The 21922-nt window shown below is 66.0% G+C and carries 12 protein-coding genes and 1 riboswitch; of the genes, 7 read left to right on the forward strand and 5 right to left on the reverse strand.

Translation table 11 applies throughout. The annotated features are described in order from the left end of the window. Positions 1-113: 113 nt before the first annotated feature. Positions 114-1898 carry a phosphoethanolamine transferase CptA gene (locus tag HSX14_RS28470; RefSeq protein WP_173171038.1) on the reverse strand — a complete coding sequence of 595 codons (1785 nt, stop codon included), beginning with the start codon at positions 1896-1898 and terminating at the stop codon, positions 114-116. A gap of 199 nt (positions 1899-2097) precedes the next feature. Here HSX14_RS28470 and HSX14_RS28475 point away from each other — a divergent pair, with 199 nt between their 5' ends. Then, positions 2098-2559, forward strand: coding sequence for a cell division protein (locus tag HSX14_RS28475; RefSeq protein WP_173171696.1), 462 nt, complete (start codon positions 2098-2100; stop codon positions 2557-2559). Between the two features lie 437 nt (positions 2560-2996). Further along, on the forward strand, positions 2997-4478 hold the full coding sequence (locus tag HSX14_RS28480) for a M4 family metallopeptidase (RefSeq protein ID WP_173171035.1): 1482 nt from the start codon (positions 2997-2999) through the stop codon (positions 4476-4478). Positions 4479-4673: 195 nt separating this feature from the next. Here HSX14_RS28480 and HSX14_RS28485 read toward each other — a convergent pair whose 3' ends face one another. After that, positions 4674-5438: a glycosyltransferase family protein gene (locus tag HSX14_RS28485; RefSeq protein WP_173171032.1), complete on the reverse strand. Its 765-nt coding sequence runs from the start codon at positions 5436-5438 to the stop codon at positions 4674-4676. 302 nt (positions 5439-5740) lie between these two features. Here HSX14_RS28485 and HSX14_RS28490 point away from each other — a divergent pair, with 302 nt between their 5' ends. From HSX14_RS28490 to HSX14_RS28510, 5 genes are all read left to right on the forward strand, one after another. Beyond that, complete coding sequence (locus HSX14_RS28490; RefSeq protein WP_173171029.1) at positions 5741-7384, forward strand: methyl-accepting chemotaxis protein; 1644 nt, start codon at positions 5741-5743, stop codon at positions 7382-7384. Between the two features lie 56 nt (positions 7385-7440). Continuing rightward, positions 7441-7531, forward strand: a riboswitch (glycine riboswitch). A gap of 162 nt (positions 7532-7693) precedes the next feature. Then, entirely contained in the window at positions 7694-8272 is a 579-nt protein-coding gene (locus tag HSX14_RS28495; protein ID WP_230428064.1) for a trimeric intracellular cation channel family protein, read from the forward strand. A 203-nt stretch (positions 8273-8475) separates the two neighbouring features. Next, on the forward strand, positions 8476-9945 hold the full coding sequence (locus HSX14_RS28500) for a sensor domain-containing diguanylate cyclase (protein WP_228723509.1): 1470 nt from the start codon (positions 8476-8478) through the stop codon (positions 9943-9945). Positions 9946-10153: 208 nt separating this feature from the next. Continuing rightward, the gene (locus tag HSX14_RS28505) at positions 10154-16117 is read left to right on the forward strand and encodes a two-partner secretion domain-containing protein (RefSeq protein ID WP_173171023.1); all 5964 of its coding nucleotides are present in this window, start codon (positions 10154-10156) and stop codon (positions 16115-16117) included. Between the two features lie 2 nt (positions 16118-16119). After that, entirely contained in the window at positions 16120-17772 is a 1653-nt protein-coding gene (locus HSX14_RS28510; protein ID WP_173171020.1) for a ShlB/FhaC/HecB family hemolysin secretion/activation protein, read from the forward strand. 195 nt (positions 17773-17967) lie between these two features. Here HSX14_RS28510 and HSX14_RS28515 read toward each other — a convergent pair whose 3' ends face one another. The 3 genes from HSX14_RS28515 to thiI form a co-directional block, all read right to left on the reverse strand. Beyond that, the gene (locus HSX14_RS28515) at positions 17968-18318 is read right to left on the reverse strand and encodes a hypothetical protein (RefSeq protein ID WP_173171017.1); all 351 of its coding nucleotides are present in this window, start codon (positions 18316-18318) and stop codon (positions 17968-17970) included. A 104-nt stretch (positions 18319-18422) separates the two neighbouring features. After that, positions 18423-20240, reverse strand: coding sequence for a translational GTPase TypA (gene typA, locus HSX14_RS28520; protein WP_173171014.1), 1818 nt, complete (start codon positions 20238-20240; stop codon positions 18423-18425). Positions 20241-20369: 129 nt separating this feature from the next. Then, positions 20370-21824 (reverse strand): tRNA uracil 4-sulfurtransferase ThiI, encoded by a 1455-nt coding sequence (thiI, locus tag HSX14_RS28525; protein WP_111264266.1) that lies wholly within the window; start codon positions 21822-21824, stop codon positions 20370-20372. Positions 21825-21922: the final 98 nt, after the last annotated feature.

The raw sequence follows: 21922 nt of genomic DNA on the forward strand, positions 1-21922 counted from the left end.
GGAATGATGCAACAGCCTACGACGCCGTTCCATGCGTCAGACGGATTTCCGAGCAAAAAGCTGATGGAACGCCACCCCGGCAGGTTGCCTGCCGGGGCAATCGGGCCCAGCCCCTAGCCGCGCGTGCGGTCGGGGCTGCTCTTCAACGGCGGGTCACCCTCGTTCGCCAGCTCCACCGGTTTGGGTGCGGCCTTGGGTTTGGGCTTGATCAGGCTGAAGTCGATCATCGCCTTCGGCGTGTAGGGGTTGCCGATCATCAGCGGGCGCGCCTTGAAGTCCGCGCTGACCAGGCTGCGGCTGGGGTCCAGTTCGTCGAAGCGCAGGCCGGCCAGATCCGCCCAGGTGTGCACCAGGCCGGCGCTGCTGAAGGGACGGTCGAGCGTGCCGGCGAAGCTGCGCGGATGGCTGCGCTGCCACGCGGGGCTGGTCCAGACCATGAAGGGGATGGTGTACATCGGCGCAGTGGGCGCCGCCTCGTTACGGCCCAGCACCTGCGGGTGCTCGGGGTCGAACACCGCCTCGCCGTGGTCGGACAGATAGAGCAGGAAGCCGTTCGGGTCGGTGGCCTTGAAGCGCTCGATCAGGGTGGAAACCACGTGGTCGTTGAACAGCACGGCGTTGTCGTAGCTGTTGTAGGTGGGCAACTGGTCATCGGTGACGTTCGGCGGCACACCCTGGCGGTCGGTGAAGCGCTCGTACTCCGGCGGGTAGCGGTACTGGTAGCTCATGTGGGTGCCCAACAGGTGCACCACGATGAACTTGCGCGGCGCCTGGTCGGCGAGGACCTTGGAGAAGGGCTCGAACACGTCGTCGTCGTACTGGCGGGCGTTCTGGTTGCGGTTGTTGTTCAGGTAGACCTGCTCGTCGGCCTGCTTGGAGAAGGTGGTGAGCATGGTGTTGCGCTTGGTCAGGGTCTGCTGGTTGGTGATCCAGAAGGTCTTGTAGCCCGCCTGCTTCATCATGTTCAGCAACGACGGCTTGCTCAGGTAGGCGTCCGGGTTGCTCGCGTCGGCGAAGCTCAGCACCTGCTCCAGCGCCTCGATGGTGTAGGGGCGCGGGGTGACCACGTTGTCGAACACCTGCAGCTCGTCGCGCAGCTTGTCGAGGTTGGGGGTGGTCGGGCGCGAGTAGCCATAGAGGCTCATGCGCTGGCGGTTGGTGGACTCGCCGATGACCAGCACCAGGGTCGAGGGCTGGTTGCCGTTGATGTCGCGCAGGTTGGCGAGCGGCGCGATGCGGGCGTTGCCTTCCAGCAGGTCCTGCATGTTCGACAGCTGCTGGCGGTACTGCCGGTAGCCCACCGCCAGTTGCCAGGGCGCGGCCGGCTCGAGGCGCTTGTCGATACCGTCCATGGCCTGCTCGAAGCTGTCGTTGACCATGATCTGCTTGGTCACCGGGTAGCCGAGCAACCCGACCAGCAGCGCGACACTGACCACCAGCGCCTGGCGGCGGGGCAGGTACACCGGGCGCAGGCGCCGCCAGATCAGCCAGGCGACGGCGGCATAGGCCAGCAACACCAGGGGTATCCACCAGGTCATGTACTGGGTCAGGTATTCGCTGGCCTCGGCGGCGTTGGACTCGAACATGATGAAGATGACGCTCTGGGAGAATTCCTGGCCGTACACCAGGAAGTAGAAGAGCGCCGGCAACGAGGCCAGCCAGAGCATCACGCCGATCACCGCGGCGAGGGTGCGGGTGCGGGCCGGGAACAGCAGCACCGGGATCAGCCACAGGCCGCTGAGCAGGAAGGCCTGGCGGAAGCCGGTGAAGCCGCTGGTGTCGGTGGCGAGGATCAGCGCCTGGGTGAGGCCCGAGAAGCACCAGAAGAACAGGAACAGCCAGCCCAGCCCGGCCCAGTCGAGTTTCCGGGCTCCTTCATCACGCGCGTGCGACGGCATAAGAACTCCATCAGTCGGATACAGGCTGCCGAACGAGACGGCAGAAACCTCCCGGACTGTGCACAAGGGCATGTGAAAACTTCGTCAAGAAGGTGCGCGAGGCCCTGGAATCCGCATCCGCGCCCGACGAACCGTCGCGCCGGCTTCGAAAATCGCTACACTCCCCCCGCCACCAGCGCCCTCAGGACACGGAATGTCGATGCCCGCCCCCGACCAGAACGCCCGCCTTCGCCAACTGCTCGTCTACTGGCTGTACGCCGCCGCCTTCGGCCATCTCTGTGCCGGCATCGCCCTGACCTGGGCCAATCACCTGCCGCTGTTCGAGCTCTATCAGCAGAGCGTGGAGCGAGCCTTCTGGGCCGGCGCGGTACCGGACGGCGCGCGCGCGCAGCAGCTGTGGTGGCAGGCCTTGTTCGGCGCGACCATGCAGAGCTACGCGGTGCTCATGTTCGCCCTGGTGCGCCTTGGCGACCGCCGACGCAACGCCTCGGCCTGGGGCTGGATGATTCTCGGCATCCTGCTGTGGGCCCCGCAGGACATGCTGCTCTCCGCGCAACGGGGTATCTGGACGCACCTGTGGGTCGACGGCTTCGCCCTGCTCGCCCTGCTGCCGCCCCTGGCCTGGCTGTACCGCCACGATCGCCGCAGCGCCCCGGACTGACCACTCATCGGCGGCGACGAGCCGCACCCGGCGCACGCCACGGGCAAATAACCCCGGGAAGCCGACGATCGGCGCCGTTTCGCTTCTATTTCCCCGGACTTCCCAGCCGTTGCGCTTTGCCACCCCGAAGCCCCGTGGTTACTGGGCTGCAGGCCTTCCCGCCCTGCGCCCGGCCGCTGCGGCAAACGCAACGGCTGGAAATTGACACCCTGTCAATTAACGACAAATAACCACCTTATTGCCGAAATTTGCAGAAAATATCGCGATTATTTCTGCAAAATTCGTTGATATCTCTTTCCTTCCGTCTATACCTACCTCCTTGTCGCCACCCCAACCGGCCATCCGCCGGACACCGGCGTCACCTCGCTCCTAGAGCGCCCACAAGGCCACTGGAGCACCACGGAGATACCCTCCGACCATCACCAAGGAGCTACACAATGCAAAGGAAGTTCGTAGGAAAGTCGTTGATCCTGGCCACTCTTGCCTCTCCCGCGATAGGACTCGCGGCCGAGCTGGTAGATGTCGCCAAACTGCCGACCCGGGCGGGAATAGCCGGCGGCAGCGATATCCACTCCGACCTGGGCCTGGCCGCCGAGGAACTCGACAAGGGCACCAGCGCGAAGCTGCCGAACGGCACCCAGGTCACCCGCTACCAGCAGTACTACAAGGGTGTGCGGGTCTGGGGCGAAGCCATCACCGAAACCCGCAACGGCAGCACCAAGCGCAGTGGCCGGATGCTCGTGGGCATCGAGCAGGACCTGGTGCGTGACGCCACCCCCACCCTCACCAAGGAGCAGGCCCTGCAGCAGGCCAAGACCCTGGTGCAGAGCAGCCAGCCGCTGAGCAACGAGCAGAGCGAACTGGTGGTGCGGCTGAACGAGCAGAAGCAGGCGCAGCTCGCCTACGTCGTGTCGTTCTTCGTGGGCGGTGACGAGCCGTCCCGCCCGCACTTCATGATCGAAGCGAACACCGGCGAGGTCCTGCAACGCTGGGAAGGCCTCAACCACGCCGAAGCCACCGGCCCGGGCGGCAACGCCAAGACCGGCAAGTACCTCTATGGCACCCAGTACGGCCCGCTGATCGTCAACTCCCGCTGCGAAATGAACAGCGGCGACGTGATCACCGTGAACCTCGCCAACAGCACCAACAACACCAGCGTCAAACCCTTCCGCTTCGCCTGCCCATACAACGAGTACAAGCTCACCAACGGGGCCTACTCGCCGCTCAACGATGCCCACTACTTCGGCAACGTGGTGTTCCAGATGTACGGCAACTGGTTCGGCGGGCTGCGCCCGCTCAACGAGAAGAAGCTGTACATGAAGGTGCACTACGGCAACGGCTACGAGAATGCCTTCTGGGACGGCCAGGCCATGACCTTCGGCGACGGCAAGAACCGCTTCTACCCGCTGGTATCGCTCGACGTCTCGGCCCACGAAGTCAGCCATGGCTTCACCGAGCTGAACTCGGGCCTGGTCTACGACGGGCAGTCCGGCGGCATGAACGAGGCCTTCTCGGACATGGCCGGCGAAGCCGCCGAGTACTACATGAAGGGGCAGAACGACTGGAAGGTGGGTGCCGAGATCTTCAAGGGCAACGGCTCGCTGCGCTACATGGACCAGCCCAGCCGTGACGGCAGCTCCATCGACCACGCCAGCGACTACTACGACGGCATCGACGTGCACCACTCCAGCGGGGTGTACAACCGCGCCTTCTACCTGCTGGCCAAGTCGACCGGCTGGAACACCCGCAAGGCCTTCGAAGTGTTCGTCGACGCCAACCGCTTCTACTGGACCGAGACCAGCACCTTCGACCAGGGCGCCTGCGGCGTGATCAAGTCGGCGCAGAACCGCAGCCTGCCGACGACGGATGTGGTCAACGCGTTCAAGACCGTGGGCGTGACCTGCAAGACCTCGCTGTAGAACGGGCCAAGCCCCTGCCAAGCCCCCTGCCGGCACCCGCCGCAGGGGGTCATCAACAGAACGCCGGGAAATCTCTATGCCAGGCTGCACCTTTGACGAGTCCCCACCCTTCCTCCTGCTTCAAGGCCGGAAGTCACACCGAGAGCACCGGCGCAGCGGCGCAGCGGCGCAGCGGCGACGAAGAGCGCGAGAACCTCAATAAGCGGTCCAGATATTTCGTCCCCTGCCCACGGGCAGTGCGCGAGCTCTATCCCGACGCGCCTTATTAAGAAGGCTCAAACGACGCAGTAGGTAGCGAGCACGCCAGCGAAGAGGCTTTTCGATGGCTTCGAGCAGCATTGGGACATCTTCAACAAAATCCACATCGTCAGTTTCATCATGCACGTCGATGAACAGCCGCTGCTCCATGGATTCGCCATCAAGAGGCAGACCAGCCATGAGTCGGTAGAAGTTCCAGAAACTCTGATCATTGGTGCGCTGATGGTGGAGAACCATGCGGGCGAGCGCATCAAGAGCAGCGCTACGATCCTCGGATGCGATGCGAATCGCAAAGAGTTCACCATAATTTTTGAAGGTGTAAGCGCTACGCCCGCTGCGCCCCAGAAAGCGGGTTCCGCTGATGCTCAACAATGATTTGAATGCAGCCTCCGAGTAGTAGACGTCGCTATACAAAACCAGCAAATCGCCGTTGACCCAGAGCGACTCCGCTGCAAGCAGACTGTGGGCTTTGGTTTCGCTATTCAGCGGGCACCAGCTGATAGCAGGCAAGGCGGCAAACGCAGAACTGGCAGTGACGAGCCATGGCATGGTTATGCCTTGCTCAGACAACAAGCGAAGGGTACGCCCTATGAGCGTTTCACCTTGCACCTCGATGAATTGCTTGGGGAGCGCATCCCGTTCCCAGCGTTCAAGCTTCTGTCCAGTTTCTGCAGCAAGTATCAATACGGTAATGCCAGTCATTGGCGTAGAACTCCTTGGCCAGAATCCAAATCCTTGGCCTCTACATTTCCTGATTTCACAAATTCTTCACAAATAGTGGCGGCTGGCCACCTTATAGATAAAAAAATGAACTGCAATGATGCAGATCACAGCAACGACAAGCGGTATAGCCGCCCGAGTGGTGCAAGATGCCGAACAGAGCTCAGAGCGCCATGCCAAAGACGACCCAGCCACTTGCCACTCAAGTTCTGTCAGAGTATTCCGAAACAAAAGTAAGCCGCTGCAAGAGCGGCTGGACTCTCCACTCGGATGGAACTGAACCGATGCCCTCGCTGCGCACCGTCAGCCTGCAGACGAAGATCCTGCTGGCTTTCACCCTGGTCAACCTGATCAGCATCGCCACCTTCATCAGCTACGCGCAGTACGTGAAGTCCCTGGACATCCGCGAGCAGATGGACAACCGCCTGCGCGCGGCGGCACACGCGGTGCCGCGCCTGCTGGGCAACGACTACCTGGAGCGCGCCCGGACGGCCGACGGCCTGCGCGAGGGCGAGTACCTGGAACAGGTGCGCAACCTCGGCGAGTACGCAGGCGAGGTGGGCCTGAAGTTCGCCTACACGCTGATGGTCGACAGCGGCGGCCGGGTGTTCTACCTCTCCGATGGCGCCAGCAGCGGCGAGATCGCCAGCGACAGCTATGCCAAGCACCTGGAGGAATACGCCGACGCCAGCCCGGCGGTGACCCGGGCGGCCCGCAGCAACCAGGCGCAGTTCGACGAGTACACCGACAGCTACGGGACCTTCCGCTCGATCTTCCTGCCCATGCGCACCAGCGCCGGCCAACCCTATGTGGTGGGCGTGGACGTGACCCTGAGCAGCCTCGATGCGGCCATCGCCGACAGCCTGCGCAGCCTGCTGCTGATCGGCGCGGTGACCCTGGGCATCGGCCTGCTGCTGTCCTGGCTGGCCACGCGCATGCTGGTCCACGCCATCCGCCAGCTCACCGGGCAGCTCAACCGCATCGCCCAGGAACGCGACCTCTCGCACGCCCTCGCCGTCACCAGCAACGACGAACTCGGGCAGATGGGCACGCGCCTATCGGGCCTGCTGCAGGATCTGCGGCAGACGCTCTCCGGTGCACTCGGCATGGCCGACAGCAACCAGCAACTGGCGGAAACCTTCCTCCACCGCGCCGACGACATCACCCAGCAGATCCAGCAGGCCGCGCACCAACTGGCCGATGTCGACCAGCACGGCCAGTCGATCCAGCAAGCCGCAGGGCAATCCCACAGCCTCGCCGGCGCGGTGCGCAGCAACCTCGAACGCACCAGTGCCGAGCTCAGCCGCGCCCACCAGGAGCTGCAGCAACTGATCGCCGACGTACACGGCAGCACCTCGTCCAACATCGAGCTGGCCACCGACCTCGACGGCCTCAGCCGCGAGGCCGAGCAGATCGGCAAGGTGCTGCAGATGATCGCCGGCATCTCCGAACAGACCAACCTGCTGGCGCTCAACGCCGCCATCGAGGCCGCGCGCGCCGGTGAGGCCGGACGTGGTTTCGCGGTCGTGGCGGACGAGGTACGCAAGCTCGCCGGCCAGACCAAGAGTGTGCTCGCCGATGCCCACCAGGTGATCGACCAGGTGACCGGCGCCATCCGCCAGATCGCCCAGCGCATGGGCAGCACCGCCGAGCGTTCGCGTACCCTGGCCGGCAATGCCGACGAGGCGCTGGACGCCCTCGATGCGCTGGTCCGGCAGATGGACGAGGTGAACGCCAACGTCGAGCAGGCGCTGACCAGTAGCGAGAACATCCAGCATGCGGTGGCCGACATGTCCGGCCGCCTGGGCGACATGCGCGGCGCCTTCGAGCACACCCGCCAGGACGTCGACGCCATCAACCATTCCGCCGCCGAACTGGGCGAGACGGCGCGTGCCCTGAAAAGCGGCCTGGGCGCCTTCCGCACCTGATCGGTGCAGGCGCGAAAACTGACCGCTCGCACAAGATCGCCGGCGCCCCTATAATCCGCGCCCCCGCAGGAGAGCGAGGCGCCATGCGCCTCCGCCGAAGGCGCAAACTCCCATAATCGCTCAGGCAGAAGTCACTGCGGGTTCCATGATCGCCAACTGGAGAGCGGCCGCCGGCGAGCGGCCCACCGAAGGGGCAAGCGGCCAGCGCCGCGCAAACTCTCAGGTACACAGGACAGGGGGAGGGGCAGCACAACGCAGGAGTTCTGTGTGCTCACCTACGTCTACCTGATCGCCATCGTCGCCGAAGCCATGTCCGGTGCCCTCGCCGCCGGCCGGCGCAACATGGACCTGTTCGGCGTCAGCCTCATCGCCTTCCTCACCGCCCTCGGCGGCGGCACCGTCCGCGACATCCTCCTCGGCCACTACCCGGTGAGCTGGACCCAGCACCCCGAATACATCTTCCTAACCATCGGTGCCGGCCTCATGGCCATGCTCCTGTCACGCTTCATGCACCACCTGCGCCAGCTGTTCCTGGTGCTCGACGCCATGGGCCTGATCGCCTTCACCGTGATCGGCTGCAACGTCGCCCTGGGCCTGGACTACGCCCTGCCGGTGGTGGCCATGGCCGGGATCATCACCGGCATCTTCGGCGGCATCCTCCGCGACATCCTCTGCAACCGCACCCCGCAGGTCCTGCGCCAGGAGCTCTACGCCAGCGTCTCCCTGCTGGTCGCCCTCCTCTACCTGGGCCTGCGCCAGCAAGGCGTCGACGACGATCTCAATCTGCTCGCCTCCTTCAGCGTCGGCATGCTGCTGAGGCTGTCGGCGATCCGCTTCGGCTGGTCGCTGCCGATGTTTTCCTATGCGCCGGGGCGGTGGGAACATTAAGAGCACCTCGCCATCAGCCCTCGGTAGAACGGGGATCGCTGACGCGAGGTCCCGCTCGGTCTTCGCCACGTTTTCCGGGCTTTTTCCGGGCCTATGATGGCCCCCCCCAAAGCCCGCTTGCTTACAACGACGATGCGTCGCCCGTAGGACCCGCTGCAAGGATCACAGTCGCCTTGAGCGCTCGACCCATCGGAACATGACCCATGCCGTTCGGGCCGCCCCCCAAGCTCAACCTGCGCAGCCTCATCCTGCTGTTCGCCCTCACCGCGACCCTGGCGACGCTCGCCAACAACCTGCTGATGACCTACGGCATCCAGCGCCAGGCGTTGGTGCAGAACGCCCTGGAGGCCAACCGTGCCTATGCGGCCAAGCTCGCCGCCAGCATTAACGAGAGCCTGTCCGGTGACCTGGAACGCCTGCGCTTCAGCGCCACCCCGCTGGGCAACATGCCGGGCAACACGCAGCAGATGGCCCTGGAGGCGGAACGGCTGCTGCAGGACCACAGCTTCAACACTGTGCTGGTGGCCAACGCCGAGGGCACCGTGGTGGCCTCCAAGCCGGACAGCCTGGGCATCAACGGCCAGGCCCTGCGCTCGCGGGAGGCCCTGCAGCAGCGCCGCGCGATGGTCAGCCCGGCGTTCCGCTCCCTGGCGGGCAACCTCATCGTCTTCGTCTCCCACCCCATCTGGGGGCGCGACGGCCAGTACCTGGGGCTGATCGGCGGCACCATCTACCTGGGCAAGCCCAATGCCCTGGATTCGCTCGTCAGCCAGCACTTCCACCACGACGCCTCCAACGTCTACCTGGTGGACCCGGACCGCAAGGTGCTGTTCCACCCCGACGCCAGCCGAGTTGGCAAGTGCCTGAGGGCCAACCCCATCGTCGATGCGGTGCTCAAGGGCGAGAGCGGCGCCATGCAGGCGGTCAACACACGGGGCGTGGAGATGCTCGCCGGCTACGCCAGCGTGCCGTTGAGTGGCTGGGGCGTGGTGGCGCAGCAGCCCCTGGCTGCACTGGAGGAACTGATGATGCGCCTGCTGGCCGGGCTGCCGCCCATGAGCCTGCTGGGCGTGGGGTTGATTCTCTGGATTTCCGCGCGTATCAGCCGCCCCCTGCGGCAACTGGCCGAGAGTGCGGCGCAACCGGAGCGGGTGGAGAAGGCCCTGCGGGTGAAGGCCTGGTACGCCGAGGCCTGGATGATCAAGCGGGCCCTGCTGGCGGGCCTGGAAGTGATCCGGGCCAAGCTCGGCCAACTGGACCAGCAGACCAAGAGCAACCCCCTTACCGGGCTGGCCAATCGGCGCGCCATGGAGGAGCGCTTGCAGGCCAGGCAACGGCTGGGCACGCCGTTCTCCGTGATCAGCCTGGACATCGACCACTTCAAGCGGGTCAACGACACCTTCGGCCACGACACGGGTGACGACGTGCTGCGTCAGTTCGCCGAGCTGTTGCGCCAGGGCTGCCGGGAGCGGGACCTGCCGTGTCGTGTCGGCGGCGAGGAGTTCATCCTGCTGCTGCCCGAGGCGCCCCTGCGCACGGCGGCGGAGGTGGCCGAGCGCTTCCGCGCCCGGCAGGAGGCCACCCCGATCGCGCCCGTCGGCCAGATCACCGTGTCCCTCGGCGTGGTGCACTGGTCACCCCGAGGGGGGGGCACAGCGTACAAGACGTTCTGAAGCGCGCGGACGCGTTGCTCTACCAGGCCAAACAGGCTGGGCGTAACCGGGTCATGGCGGACGAAACGCGGGGTGTTCGAGTCAATCAGTTGACGTCAAAAGACCATGCTGTAAAAAATTTCTGACAGCCAATTCCTACGCAAAAGTCGGCGTGGTATACAGCGGCGGTTTTCCCGAGCCCTTTTCTTGCCGTCAAAGGACTGCTGCCATGAATCGAGCCTTCTCGCTGGTCTGGAATCCCCGTCTGCGTGCCTGGTGTGTCGCCGATGAGCATGCCCGGCGGCGCAAGGCGGGGTCCGGCGCGGTCCTGGCGTGCGCGCTGCTGGCTCCGGTGGCGGCGCTGGCGGCCGACCTGCCCACCGGTGGCCAGGTGGTTTCCGGCAGTGGCGCCATCAGCCAGCCCAACGCCCAGCAGATGATCATCGACCAGTCCAGCAACAAACTGGCGATCAACTGGCAGAGCTTCGACATCGGCGCCGGCAAGCGCGTGACCTTCAACCAGCCCGGCAGTGAAGCCATCGCCCTCAACCGCGTGGTGGGCAGCGACGGCTCGAAGATCATGGGGCAGCTGGATGCCAACGGCCGGGTGTTCCTGGTCAACCCCAACGGCGTGCTGTTCGGCAGCGGTGCCCAGGTCCAGGTCGGCGGCCTGGTGGCCTCGACCCTCGACATCGACCCGCAGGATTTCGAACGCGGCCACTACCGCTTCAAGGGCGACGGCACGCCGGCGGCCGTGGTCAACCAGGGCACCCTCTCCGCAGCCGACGGCGGCGCCGTGGCGCTGCTGGGTGGCACCGTCAGCAACCAGGGGGTGATCGTCGCCCAGCAGGGCAGCGTGGCCCTGGCGGCCGGCAATGCCATGACCCTGGACTTCGCCGGTGACGGCCTGCTCAAGGTCCAGGTGGACGAGGCGGCAGCGGATGCGCTGGTGGAGAACCACAAGCTGATCCGCGCCGACGGCGGCAAGGTGTTGCTCACCGCCGACGCGGGCGATGCGCTGCTCAAGACCGTGGTCAACAACACCGGCGTCATCGAGGCCCGCACCCTGGGCCAGAAGGACGGCAAGATCATGCTCATGGGCGACTTCGACGGCGGCGTGGTCAAGGTGGCCGGCACCCTCGATGCCAGCGCGCCCAACGGCGGCAATGGCGGTTTCATCGAGACCAGTGGTGCCCACGTGCAGATCGCCGACGACGTGAAGGTCACCACCCTGGCACCCAAGGGCAAGACCGGCGAGTGGCTGATCGACCCCTACAACGTGACCATTTCCAGCGCCACCAGCTCCGGCATGGGCGGCTTCAACGGCAACGCCAACGACAGCGTGCTCAACGTCACCACCCTCACCAACGCCCTGGCCAGCACCGGGGTGACGGTGACCACCGGCGTCGGCGGCAGCCAGGCCGGCAACATCACCGTGGACGCGCCCATCAGCTGGAACGCCAACACCGTGCTGGCGCTCAACGCCGCCGGCAGCATCATCATCAACAAGGACATCACCGCCACCGGCAACAACGCCGGGCTGTCCATGTCCTACAGCGGCAGCTACAGCCTGAACAAGGGCGCCCGCGTGACCCTGTCCGGCAGCAACGCCAGCCTCAGCCTGGCGGGCACCGGCTACGTCCTGATCCATGACATCGGCGCGTTGCAGAACATCACCAGCACCGGCTTCTACGCCCTGGGCAACGACATCGACGCCAGCGCCACCGCGGGCTGGAACGGTGGCGCCGGCTTCAACCCGCTGGATGGGGCGAGCACCAACTTCGCCGGCCTTGGCCACAGCATCGACAAGCTGACCATCAACCGCGGGTCGGAGAGCGACGTCGGGCTGTTCCGCACCGTGAGCGGCAACGTCCGTGACCTGACCCTGTCGAATGCCCGCATCACCGGCCAGATGAACGTCGGTGGTATCGCCGCCACCCTTGGCGGCACCCTCAGCAACGTCCACATGACCGGCAGCGTGTCCGGCTCCGGGGCCTTCGTCGGCGGCCTGGCCGGCACGGTGAACAACGGCATCATCCGCTACTCGTCCTCAGCCGCCGACGTGACCGGCCTGACCGTGGTGGGCGGGCTGGTGGGCAGCGTGCAGAGCATTGCCATGGCCGACTCCTATGCCACCGGCTCGGTCACCGCCACGGTCAGCAACACCAGTGCCTTTGCGGGTGGGCTGCTGGGCGAGGTGATCTCCAGCGCGACGCTGACCAACACCTACGCCAGCGGCAAGGTCACCGGCTACACCACCACGGGCGGCCTGATCGGCGGCGGCTACCTGCCCACCATCACCGTCAACACCAGCTACTGGGACATCAACAGCACCGGCCAGTCCAGCTCCCTGGGTGGCGGTACCGGCCTGACCAGCGCCGTGCGCAACCAGTCGGCCTATACCGGCTTCGACTTCACCAACATGTGGGTGATGTTCGAAGGCGATACCCGGCCGATGCTGCGCAACGAATACTCCACGACCCTCTTCACCCCCCACGCCCTGCAACTGATGGGGCTGGACCTGACAGCCAATTACCGCCTGGGCACCGACCTGAGCCTGGCCAGCGCCATGGCCGCCAGCGGCGGCTACTACGGCGAGGTGTGGGGCGCCTCGGGCCTGCGCCCGATCGGCAACAACGCCCAGCAATTCACCGGCAGCTTCAATGGGCAGGGCCACAGCATCAGTGGCCTGGCCATCAACCGCGCGGGCACCGACTACGTCGGCCTGTTCGGCTACACCTCCGGCGCAACCCTGGCCAACGTCAAGCTGGTGGGCGGCAACGTCACCGGCAGAGACAACGTCGGTGCCCTGGTCGGCTACATGCTGGGTGGCACCCTCGGCAACGCATCGGCCAGCACCACGGTCAGCGGCACCAGCACTGGCGAGTCCAACACCGGCGGGCTGGTGGGCACCAATGACAGCGGCGCCATCGCCGATGCCTCCGCCACCGGCAATGTCACCGGGGCCGGCTACCAGGTCGGTGGCCTGGTCGGTTTCAACGTCAACGGCGGCACCATCACCCGCTCCTATGCCACCGGCAACGTGACCGGCACCAATACCGCCAACGGCTACATCGGCGGCCTGGTGGGGGGCAACGGCTACAGCGGTGATGGCGGCTCCATCAGCCAGTCGTACGCCACCGGTACGGTCAAGGGCTCGGCCGGGCCCATTGGCGGCTTGGTCGGTCACAACGAAGGCAGCATCACCGACTCCTATGCCACCGGCGCGGTGATCGGCCAGGGCTCCGCCGCCAACATCGGCGGCTTCGCCGGGGTCAACTTCGTCAACGGCACCATCAGCAACAGCTACTCCACCGGCTACGTCGCCGGCGGCACCCAGCTGGGTGGCTTCGTCGGCTACAACAACGGCACCAACGGCGCCATCAGCAACGCCTACTGGAACATCCAGACCAGCGGCCAGGCGCTAGCCACCGGCGGCGGGTTGGCCAGTGGCATGACCGGGCGCACCACTGCGCAGCTCCAGGGTGGGCTGCCGTCGGGCTTCTCCTCGTCCATCTGGGGCACCGGCGCCAACCTCTACCCGTACTTCACCTGGCGCTACAGCACCACGCCCATCGCCATCAGCGGCAAGGCCTTCAGCAATGGCGGCAGCGCCGCCCTGGCGGGCGCGACGCTGACCGCCGTCTCCGGCGGCGTGGCCATCGGCAGCGGCAGCAGCGGGGCGGACGGCTACTACTACATCCTCAGCGATGCCAGCGGCCTGGATGCCAACGGCGCCATCGCCTACCTGGATGGCAATGCCGACACCGGCGCCGGCTTCGGCGACGTGATCGGCATCAACGGCATCCAGGGGCTGGACGTCTACAGCTCCGCCGCGCGCCTGGCCACGGGGCAGGGCAGCCTCTCGGCGACCCGCAGCCGCTACCTGGCCGCGCGCGGCAGTTATGCCGATGCCGACCTGGCGTTCCTCTCGTCCAGCGACTTCTCAGCCCTCACCAGCAGCGGCTACGGCCTCTACCTGGCTGCCAGCGCCGCCAGCTACAGCCTGGACACCAACCTCGGCTCCGGCGGCCTGCTCAGCCTCGACAGCGGCGGTGCCTTCGGCATCAGCGGCACCCGCCAGCTGTCGGCAGGCGGCAACCTCAACGTGGCCGACCGCCTGACCTGGGGCGACAACGCCGGGCTGACCCTCAGCACCAGCAATGGCGGCAACGTCCTGCTGGGGGATGGCATCGACGCCGCCAACGGCAGCCTGACCCTCTCTGCTGCCGGCACCGCAACCAGCAACGGGGGCGTCAACCTCGGCGTGCTGAATCTCACCGGCGGCACCTGGAGCCAGGTGGCCGCCAGCCTGCCCAGCTTCAGCGTCACCGACTTCCGCCTCAGCCCCGGTGCCACCTTCGTGCGCGCCCTGGGCGGTGACGGCAGCGTCGCCACGCCGTACCGCATCACCGATATCTATGGCCTGCAGGGCCTGGCCTCCACCAGCCTGGCGGGCAGCCGCTTCGTCCTGGCGAACGACATCAACGCCTCCAGCAGCGCGCTGTGGAACAGCGGCACCGGCTTCCTCTCCATCGGCAGCCTGGCCAACCCCTTCACCGGCCGGTTCGACGGGCAGGGGCACCGCATCAGCGGCCTGGCCATCAACCGTCCCGGCAGCACCTACAGCGGCCTGTTCGGCTACAACGCCGGCTACGTCGGCAACCTCAACCTGGTGGGTGGCAGCGTGGCCGGTGGCAGCTACACCGGTGCCCTGGTGGGCTACAACGCCGCCGCCGGGGTGGTCGAGCGGGTCAGCAGCGACACCACCGTCACCGGCACGGGCAACGTCGGCGCCCTGGTCGGCACCAACGCCGGGACCCTCAGCGAGTCCCTGGCCACGGGTAGTGCCAGCGGCGGCCTGAATGGCGGCGGCCTGGCCGGCAGCAACGCCAGCACCGGCACCATCCGCGATAGCTACGCCACCGGCAGCGCCCAGGGCAGCGCCACGGCAGGCGGCCTGGTCGGGTTCAACGACGGCAGCCTGTTGCGTGTCTATTCCACGGGCACGGCCAGCTCCAGCGTCGGCGCGGTCGGCGGCCTGGTGGGCAGCAATGTCGGCACCGCCACCGGCAGCTTCTGGAACACCACCACCAGCGGCCTGGCCCAGGGCACCGGGGCCGGCAACGGCAGCGGCATCTCCGGGTTGACCAGCGCCCAGCTCACCAGCCTGACGCCCTTCGTGGCGGCCGGCTGGAGCATCGATGATGCCGGTGGCACGGGCGCCACCTGGCGCATGTACGAAGGCCACAGCGCGCCGCTGCTGCGCAGCTTCATGACCGCCCTCAGCGTCAACGTCGGCAACGCCAGCAAGACCTACGACGGCAGCGCCACCAGCAGCACCGGCGCCCTGGTGTACCCCATCGGCTACGACCCGGCTCTGGTTTCCGGCAACGCCCTCTACACCGCCAACAGCGCCAACGCCGGCACCTACACCGGCGCCAACCTGCGCGCGAGCGGGCTCTATTCCAGCCAGTTCGGCTATGACATCGAGATGCTCGCCGGCACCCTGACCATCGACAAGGCCGCGTTGAGCATCACCGCCAGCAATGCCAGCAAGACCTACGGCCAGACCGCTTCGCTGAGCGGCTTCAGCACCTCGGGCCTGATTGCGGGTGACCAGGTCAGTGGCGTGGACCTCGCCAGCTTGGGCTCCGTCTTCAATGCTGGCGTCGGTAATTACGCCATCGCTGCCAGCAACGCCCAGGGCACCGGACTGGGCAACTACGACATCACCTACGGCAACGGCACCCTGACCATCGACAAGGCGGCGCTGACCATCATTGCCAGCGACGCCAGCAAGACCGCCGGCCAGGTGGCGAACCTCAGCGGCTTCACCACCGCCGGGCTGGTGGCGGGGGACCAGGTCAGCGGTGTCAGCCTGGCCAGCAGCGGTGCCGGGGCAGGGGCTGCGGCCGGCAACTACGCCATCGTCGCCAGCAACGCCCTGGGCAGTGGCCTGGCCAACTACGACATCAGCTATGTCGACGGCCTGCTCACCGTCACCGGGACCCTGCCTTCCAGCACCGTCAGCGATCCGCGCGTGCAGGTGGCGCAGATGACCGGCAAACAGCCTGGCAGCGAAACCGAGCGGCCCCTGGTGGTGGTCACCCCGGCACTCTTCGCACCGGCCGAGTTCGGCGCGCAGCTCAACCTCGTCAACAACGGCATTCGTCTTCCCGAAGGAATCTGAAGATGCGTTCGACACCCGTGCTGGCCGGCCTTGCCGCCTCACTGATCAGCCTGTCCGTCTCCGCCGCCACCGCGCCGGATGCCGGCCAGGTGCAGCAGGGCCTCGACCAGCAACCCCTGCAGCTCAGCCCCCGGCAGTCCCTGCCGCTCAACCTGCCGGACGCACCCGCCGACCCGGCGGCGGACGCCGGCCCGCGCCTGCAGGTCAACGGCTTCACCCTGGAAGGCAACAGCGCGCTGGGCAGCGAGGAGCTGCTGGGCCTGCTGGCGGACCTGCCCGGCAAGGAGCTCAGCGTCGGCCAGCTGCAGGCCGCCGCCAACCGCATCACCCGGCGATACCGCGAGCAGGGCTACCCCCTGGCGCGCGCCTACCTGCCGGCCCAGGAGATCGACGGCGGCGTGGTGAAGATCGCCGTGCTGGAAGGGCGGTACGGCGAGATCAAGGTGGACAACCCGGTGGGCCTGGGCGGCAGCGCCCTGGCGCCGCTGTCCGCGCTGAAGGCCGGCGACGCCGTACAGGGCCAGCCGCTGGAACGCAGCCTGCTGTTGCTGCAGGACACCCCCGGCGTGGAGGTGAAGTCCACCCTGCGCCCCGGTGCCAGCACCGGCACCACCGACCTGCTGGTGGGCCTGCAGCAAGCGCCCCTGGTCACCGGCTCGGTGGACATGGACAACTACGGCAACCGCTTCGTCGGCCAGTACCGCCTGGGCGGCACCCTGAACCTGAACAACCCGCTCAACCTCGGCGACCGTCTCAGCCTGCGGGCCATGGGCAGCGACCAGGACCAGCACTACGGCCGCGTGGCCTACCAGTTGCCGCTCGGCCCCTGGGCCACCCAGTTCGGTGTCGCCTACTCGGACATGGACTACGAGCTGGGCAAGGACTTCGAGGACCTGCGCGCCCACGGCAACGCGCGCATCGCCAGCGTCTACGCCATCCAGCCGCTGGTGCGCTCGCGGGACTTCAGCCTGTTCACCCAGCTGCAGTTCGACGACAAGCGCCTGAAGGACGACATCGACCTGTTCGACGAGAAGAGCGACAAGCACGCCCGCGTCGTCACCCTGACCCTCAACGGCAACAGCCGTGACGACCTGCTCGGCGGCGGGGTCAACAGCTTCGCCCTCGGCTGGAGCCAGGGCAGCCTGACCCTCGACGGTGCCCAGGCCCAGCGCACCGACGACGCCACCGCCGGCACCCGTGGACGCTTCCACAAGCTCAACCCCAGCCTGGTGCGCCTGCAGCGCCTCAGCGACCGCTTCAGCCTCTACACCCAGCTCCAGGGCCAGTGGGCCGACGGCAACCTGGACAGCTCCGAGAAGCTCTACCTGGGCGGCGCCTACGGCGTTCGCGCCTACCCCCAGGGCGAGGCTTCCGGCGACCAGGGCTGGCTGGCCAACGTCGAGCTGCGCTACGCCCTCACCGAGGCCTGGCAGCTGTCCACCTTCGTCGACCACGGCGAAGTGCGCCTGAACAAGGACACCTGGACCTCGGGCGACAATCACCGCAGCCTCTCCGGCGCCGGCTTCGGCGCCCTGTGGGCGGCCCATGGCTGGCAGGTCAACGCCGTGGCGGCCTGGAAGCTGGGCAACGCCGAAGCCGAGAGCGACGTGGAACGCACGCCGCGGGTCTGGGCCCAGGTGGTGCGCGCCTTCTGAGCCGTTGCCCCTGCCTGATGGGCAGGGGTATCGCTGGGTGCCGGTGCCTCGGACGCAGGGTAGAGAAAGGTCGCCCCTATTCGGCGTCGGCCTCATCGCACGGTGGTGAACCGGACCCAGCTTCCAAGTACGTCTTCATCACCGTCGGTGTCGACTTCAGGGATGAACCTGACCAGGCTCACGCCCCCTGCGGCATCAGCACTCGATGCCGACCATCCACTGGGTCTTGTCAGCGTTGCTGCGGTCCAGATCGGCACGACGGACGAGCGGTTCCGTGCATCCCCGAGGCTTGATGTACTCCTGCGCTGCGCGCGCCGCCTCATCGATCGACATGGGGTGGCGATCATCCCGCTCCACGGTGATATAGAAGGGCTTCTGGAACATCACGATGTAGGCATCCAGCGTGTAGCGCTGGCCGGCGATCTCGAGGTTGGCGTGGTACTCGTCGAAGCGAGTGAGATGGCGGGTGTCGAGGGTGCGCTGTGAGGCACAGCCGAGGGTCAGCAAGGTCAGGCCTGCCAGGCAAGCCAGGGAAGTCACTTTCATGGGTCTCTCCTGATGAAACAACGGACTGCCAGGGGTGGCAGGCCTCTTAATGAAAAGCCCCCGCCGGATCGCTCCGGCGGGGGCTTTCAGTTACTGATCGGAGATCAGACCTTGCTGCGCTCGTAGCGCTTGCGGTCGTTCTCGTTCAGCATTTTCTTGCGCAGGCGGATGGACTTCGGCGTCACTTCCACCAGCTCGTCGTCGGCGATGAATTCCAGCGCCTGTTCCAGGGTGAACTTGATCGGCGGAACCAGGGCGATGACTTCGTCCTTGCCGGAAGCGCGCATGTTGTCGAGCTTCTTGCCCTTGGTGGGGTTGATCACCAGGTCGTTGTCACGGCTGTTGATGCCGGCCAACTGGCCTTCGTAGATCTCGTCGCCCGGAGCCAGGAACAGCTTGCCGCGGCTCTGCAGGGTTTCCAGCGAGTAGGTCAGGGCAGTGCCGGTGGCCATGGAGACCAGAACGCCGTTCTGACGGTTGCTGACTTCGCCGGCCTTGATCGGGCCGTAGTGGCTGAAGGTCGAGGTCAGGATGCCGGTGCCGGAGGTCAGGGTCAGGAAGCTGTTGCGGAAGCCGATCAGGCCACGCGCCGGGATGGTGTATTCCAGGCGCACACGGCCCTTGCCGTCGGGGATCATGTTGGTCAGATCGCCCTTGCGCAGGCCCATCTGCTCCATCACCGAGCCCTGGTGCTGCTCTTCGATGTCGATGGTGACGTTCTCGTAGGGCTCCTGCTTTTCGCCGTCCTTCTCGATGATCACCACTTCCGGACGGCCCACGGCCATCTCGAAGCCTTCACGGCGCATGGTCTCGATCAGTACGGACAGGTGCAGTTCACCGCGGCCGGAGACCTTGAACTTCTCGGCGGACTCGCCCGCCTCGACGCGCAGGGCGACGTTGTGCAGCAGTTCCTTCTCCAGGCGGTCCTTGATGTTGCGGCTGGTGACGAACTTGCCTTCCTTGCCGGCGAAGGGCGAGTCGTTGACCTGGAAGGTCATGCTCACGGTCGGCTGGTCGACGGTCAGGGGCGGACGGGCTTCGACGTTCTGCGGGTCGCACAGGGTGTCGGAGATGAACAGCTCTTCCATGCCGCTGACGCAGACGATGTCGCCGGCTTCGGCTTCGGCGACTTCGACGCGCTGGAGGCCGGAGTGACCCATGATCTTAAGGATGCGGCCGTTGCGCTTGGTGCCGTCGTCGCTGATGGCGACCACCGGGGTGTTGGACTTGATCTTGCCGCGGGCGATGCGGCCGATGCCGATCACGCCGAGGAAGCTGTTGTAGTCCAGCTGGGAGATCTGCATCTGGAACGGGCCGTCGACGTCGACGTCCGGAACCGGGACGTGGTCGATGATCGCCTGGAACAGCGCGTCCATGTTGTCGTCCATCTTCTCGTGGTCGAGACCGGCGATGCCGTTCAGGGCGCTGGCGTAGACGATCGGGAAGTCGAGCTGCTCGTCGGTGGCGCCGAGGTTGTCGAACAGGTCGAAGATCTGGTCGATGACCCAGTCAGGGCGCGCGCCCGGACGGTCGATCTTGTTGACCACGACGATCGGACGCAGGCCGGCCTTGAAGGCCTTCTGGGTCACGAAGCGGGTCTGCGGCATGGGGCCGTCCTGGGCGTCGACGACCAGCAGCACGGAGTCGACCATCGACATCACGCGCTCTACCTCACCGCCGAAGTCGGCGTGGCCGGGGGTGTCGACGATGTTGATGTTGTAGCCGTTCCACTTGATGGCGGTGTTCTTCGCCAGGATGGTGATGCCGCGCTCTTTCTCCTGGTCGTTGGAGTCCATCACGCGCTCGGATTCCGCTTCTTTGCGGTCGAGGGTGCCGGAGAGCTTCAGCAGCTTGTCGACGAGGGTGGTCTTGCCGTGGTCGACGTGGGCGATGATGGCGATGTTGCGTAGTTTTTCGATCACTTGTGTATCTCGATCAGAGGATTCGGTTCGCCGCTGAGTCTAGGCGGCCTGTATGAAAAACGTTCGATTCAGCCCGCCCACTGGTCGGGGGGGCGGTGGCGGATGCTGCCGCCGTACAGCCCGGGCTGTTTAGGCCGGGCGATAAACGCGCACATTGGCATGCCCCTCGCTGAGCAGGTGGTGAGCATGCAGGCGGCTCATGACGCCTTTATCGCAATACAGGAGGTACTGACGGTTTTCGTCCAGTTCCTTGAAGCGGCTGTTGATGGCGTAGAACGGCAGGGCCTGGACTTCGATGCCGGGCAGCTCCAGCGGTTCATCTTCCTGGGCATCCGGATGGCGGATGTCGATGACGATCTGGCCCGGCAACGCCTCGCCGACCTCTTCTACCTTCAGGTCCTGGCCCAGTTCCTCGATCACGCGGTCGATGGGGATCAGGCGGGCACGCTCGATGGCACGCTCCAGCACGGCCATGTCGAACTGCGCCTCTTCGTATTCGATGCGGCTCTGCTTGGCGCGGGTGGTCGGGTTCACCGAGATCACGCCGCAGTACTCGGGCATGTGCTTGGCGAACTCGGCGGTGCCGATGCGGGTGGCGGTGTCGATGATGTCCTGCTTGTGGCTGGCGATCAGCGGGCGCAGCACCAGCATGTCGGTGGCCGAGTCGATCACCGAGAGGTTCGGCAGGGTCTGGCTGGACACCTGGGAGATGGCCTCGCCCGTGACCAGCGCCTCGATGCGCAACTGCTCGGCCATGCGCGTGGAGACCCGCAGCATCATGCGCTTGAGGATCACGCCCATCTGGCTGTTGTCGACCTTGCCGAGGATCTCGGCCACCACCTCCTCGAACGGCACGCTGATGAACAGCACGCGCTGGGACCGGCCGAACTTCTCCCACAGGTAGTGGGCCACTTCCATCACGCCCAGCTCGTGGGCGCGGCCCCCGAGGTTGAAGAAGCAGAAGTGGGCCATCAGGCCACGACGCATCATCTGGTAGGCGGCGACGGTGGAATCGAAACCGCCGGACATGAGCACCAGGGTCTGCTCCAGCGAACCCAGCGGGTAGCCGCCGAGACCGTCGTGCTGGTGGTGGATGACGAACAGGCGCTGGTCGCGCACCTCGATGCGCACTTCCACTTCCGGGTTCTTCAGCGAGATGCCGGCGGCGTTGCACTCGCGACGCAGGCGGCTGCCCACGTGGCTCTCCAGCTCCATCGAGGTGAAGGTGTGCTTGCCGGCGCGCTTGCAGCGCACGGAGAAGATCTTCCCGGGGATCTGGTCGGCGTAGTGCAGCTTGCACTTTTCCAGCACGTCGTCGAAGTCACCGAGCGGGTACTCGTTGACCTCAAGGAAGTGGGTGATGCCCGGGGTGCAGGTGAGGCGCTCGATCATCTCGGCGAGGAGCTTCGGATCAGTTTGCGTCGTAACCAGCTCCAGGTTGTCCCAGATGCCGCTCACTTCGACTTCCGGGTCGAGATCACGCAGCACCACGCGAATGTTCTTCGCGAGCTGGCGGATGAAATGCTTGCGCACCGGCCGGCTCTTGATGGTGATTTCGGGGAAGACCTTGATGATGAGTTTCATGAAAACAGCGCTTGCTGGGACAACGGAAAAAGAGGGGCGCGGATTATAGCGGAAATTGTTCAAGCTTTGACCAAAATCAATCACACCCCTTGAGTGCG

Origin of the sequence: Pseudomonas tohonis (assembly GCF_012767755.2) — a bacterium.
Classification (GTDB): Bacteria; Pseudomonadota; Gammaproteobacteria; order Pseudomonadales; family Pseudomonadaceae; genus Metapseudomonas; species Metapseudomonas tohonis.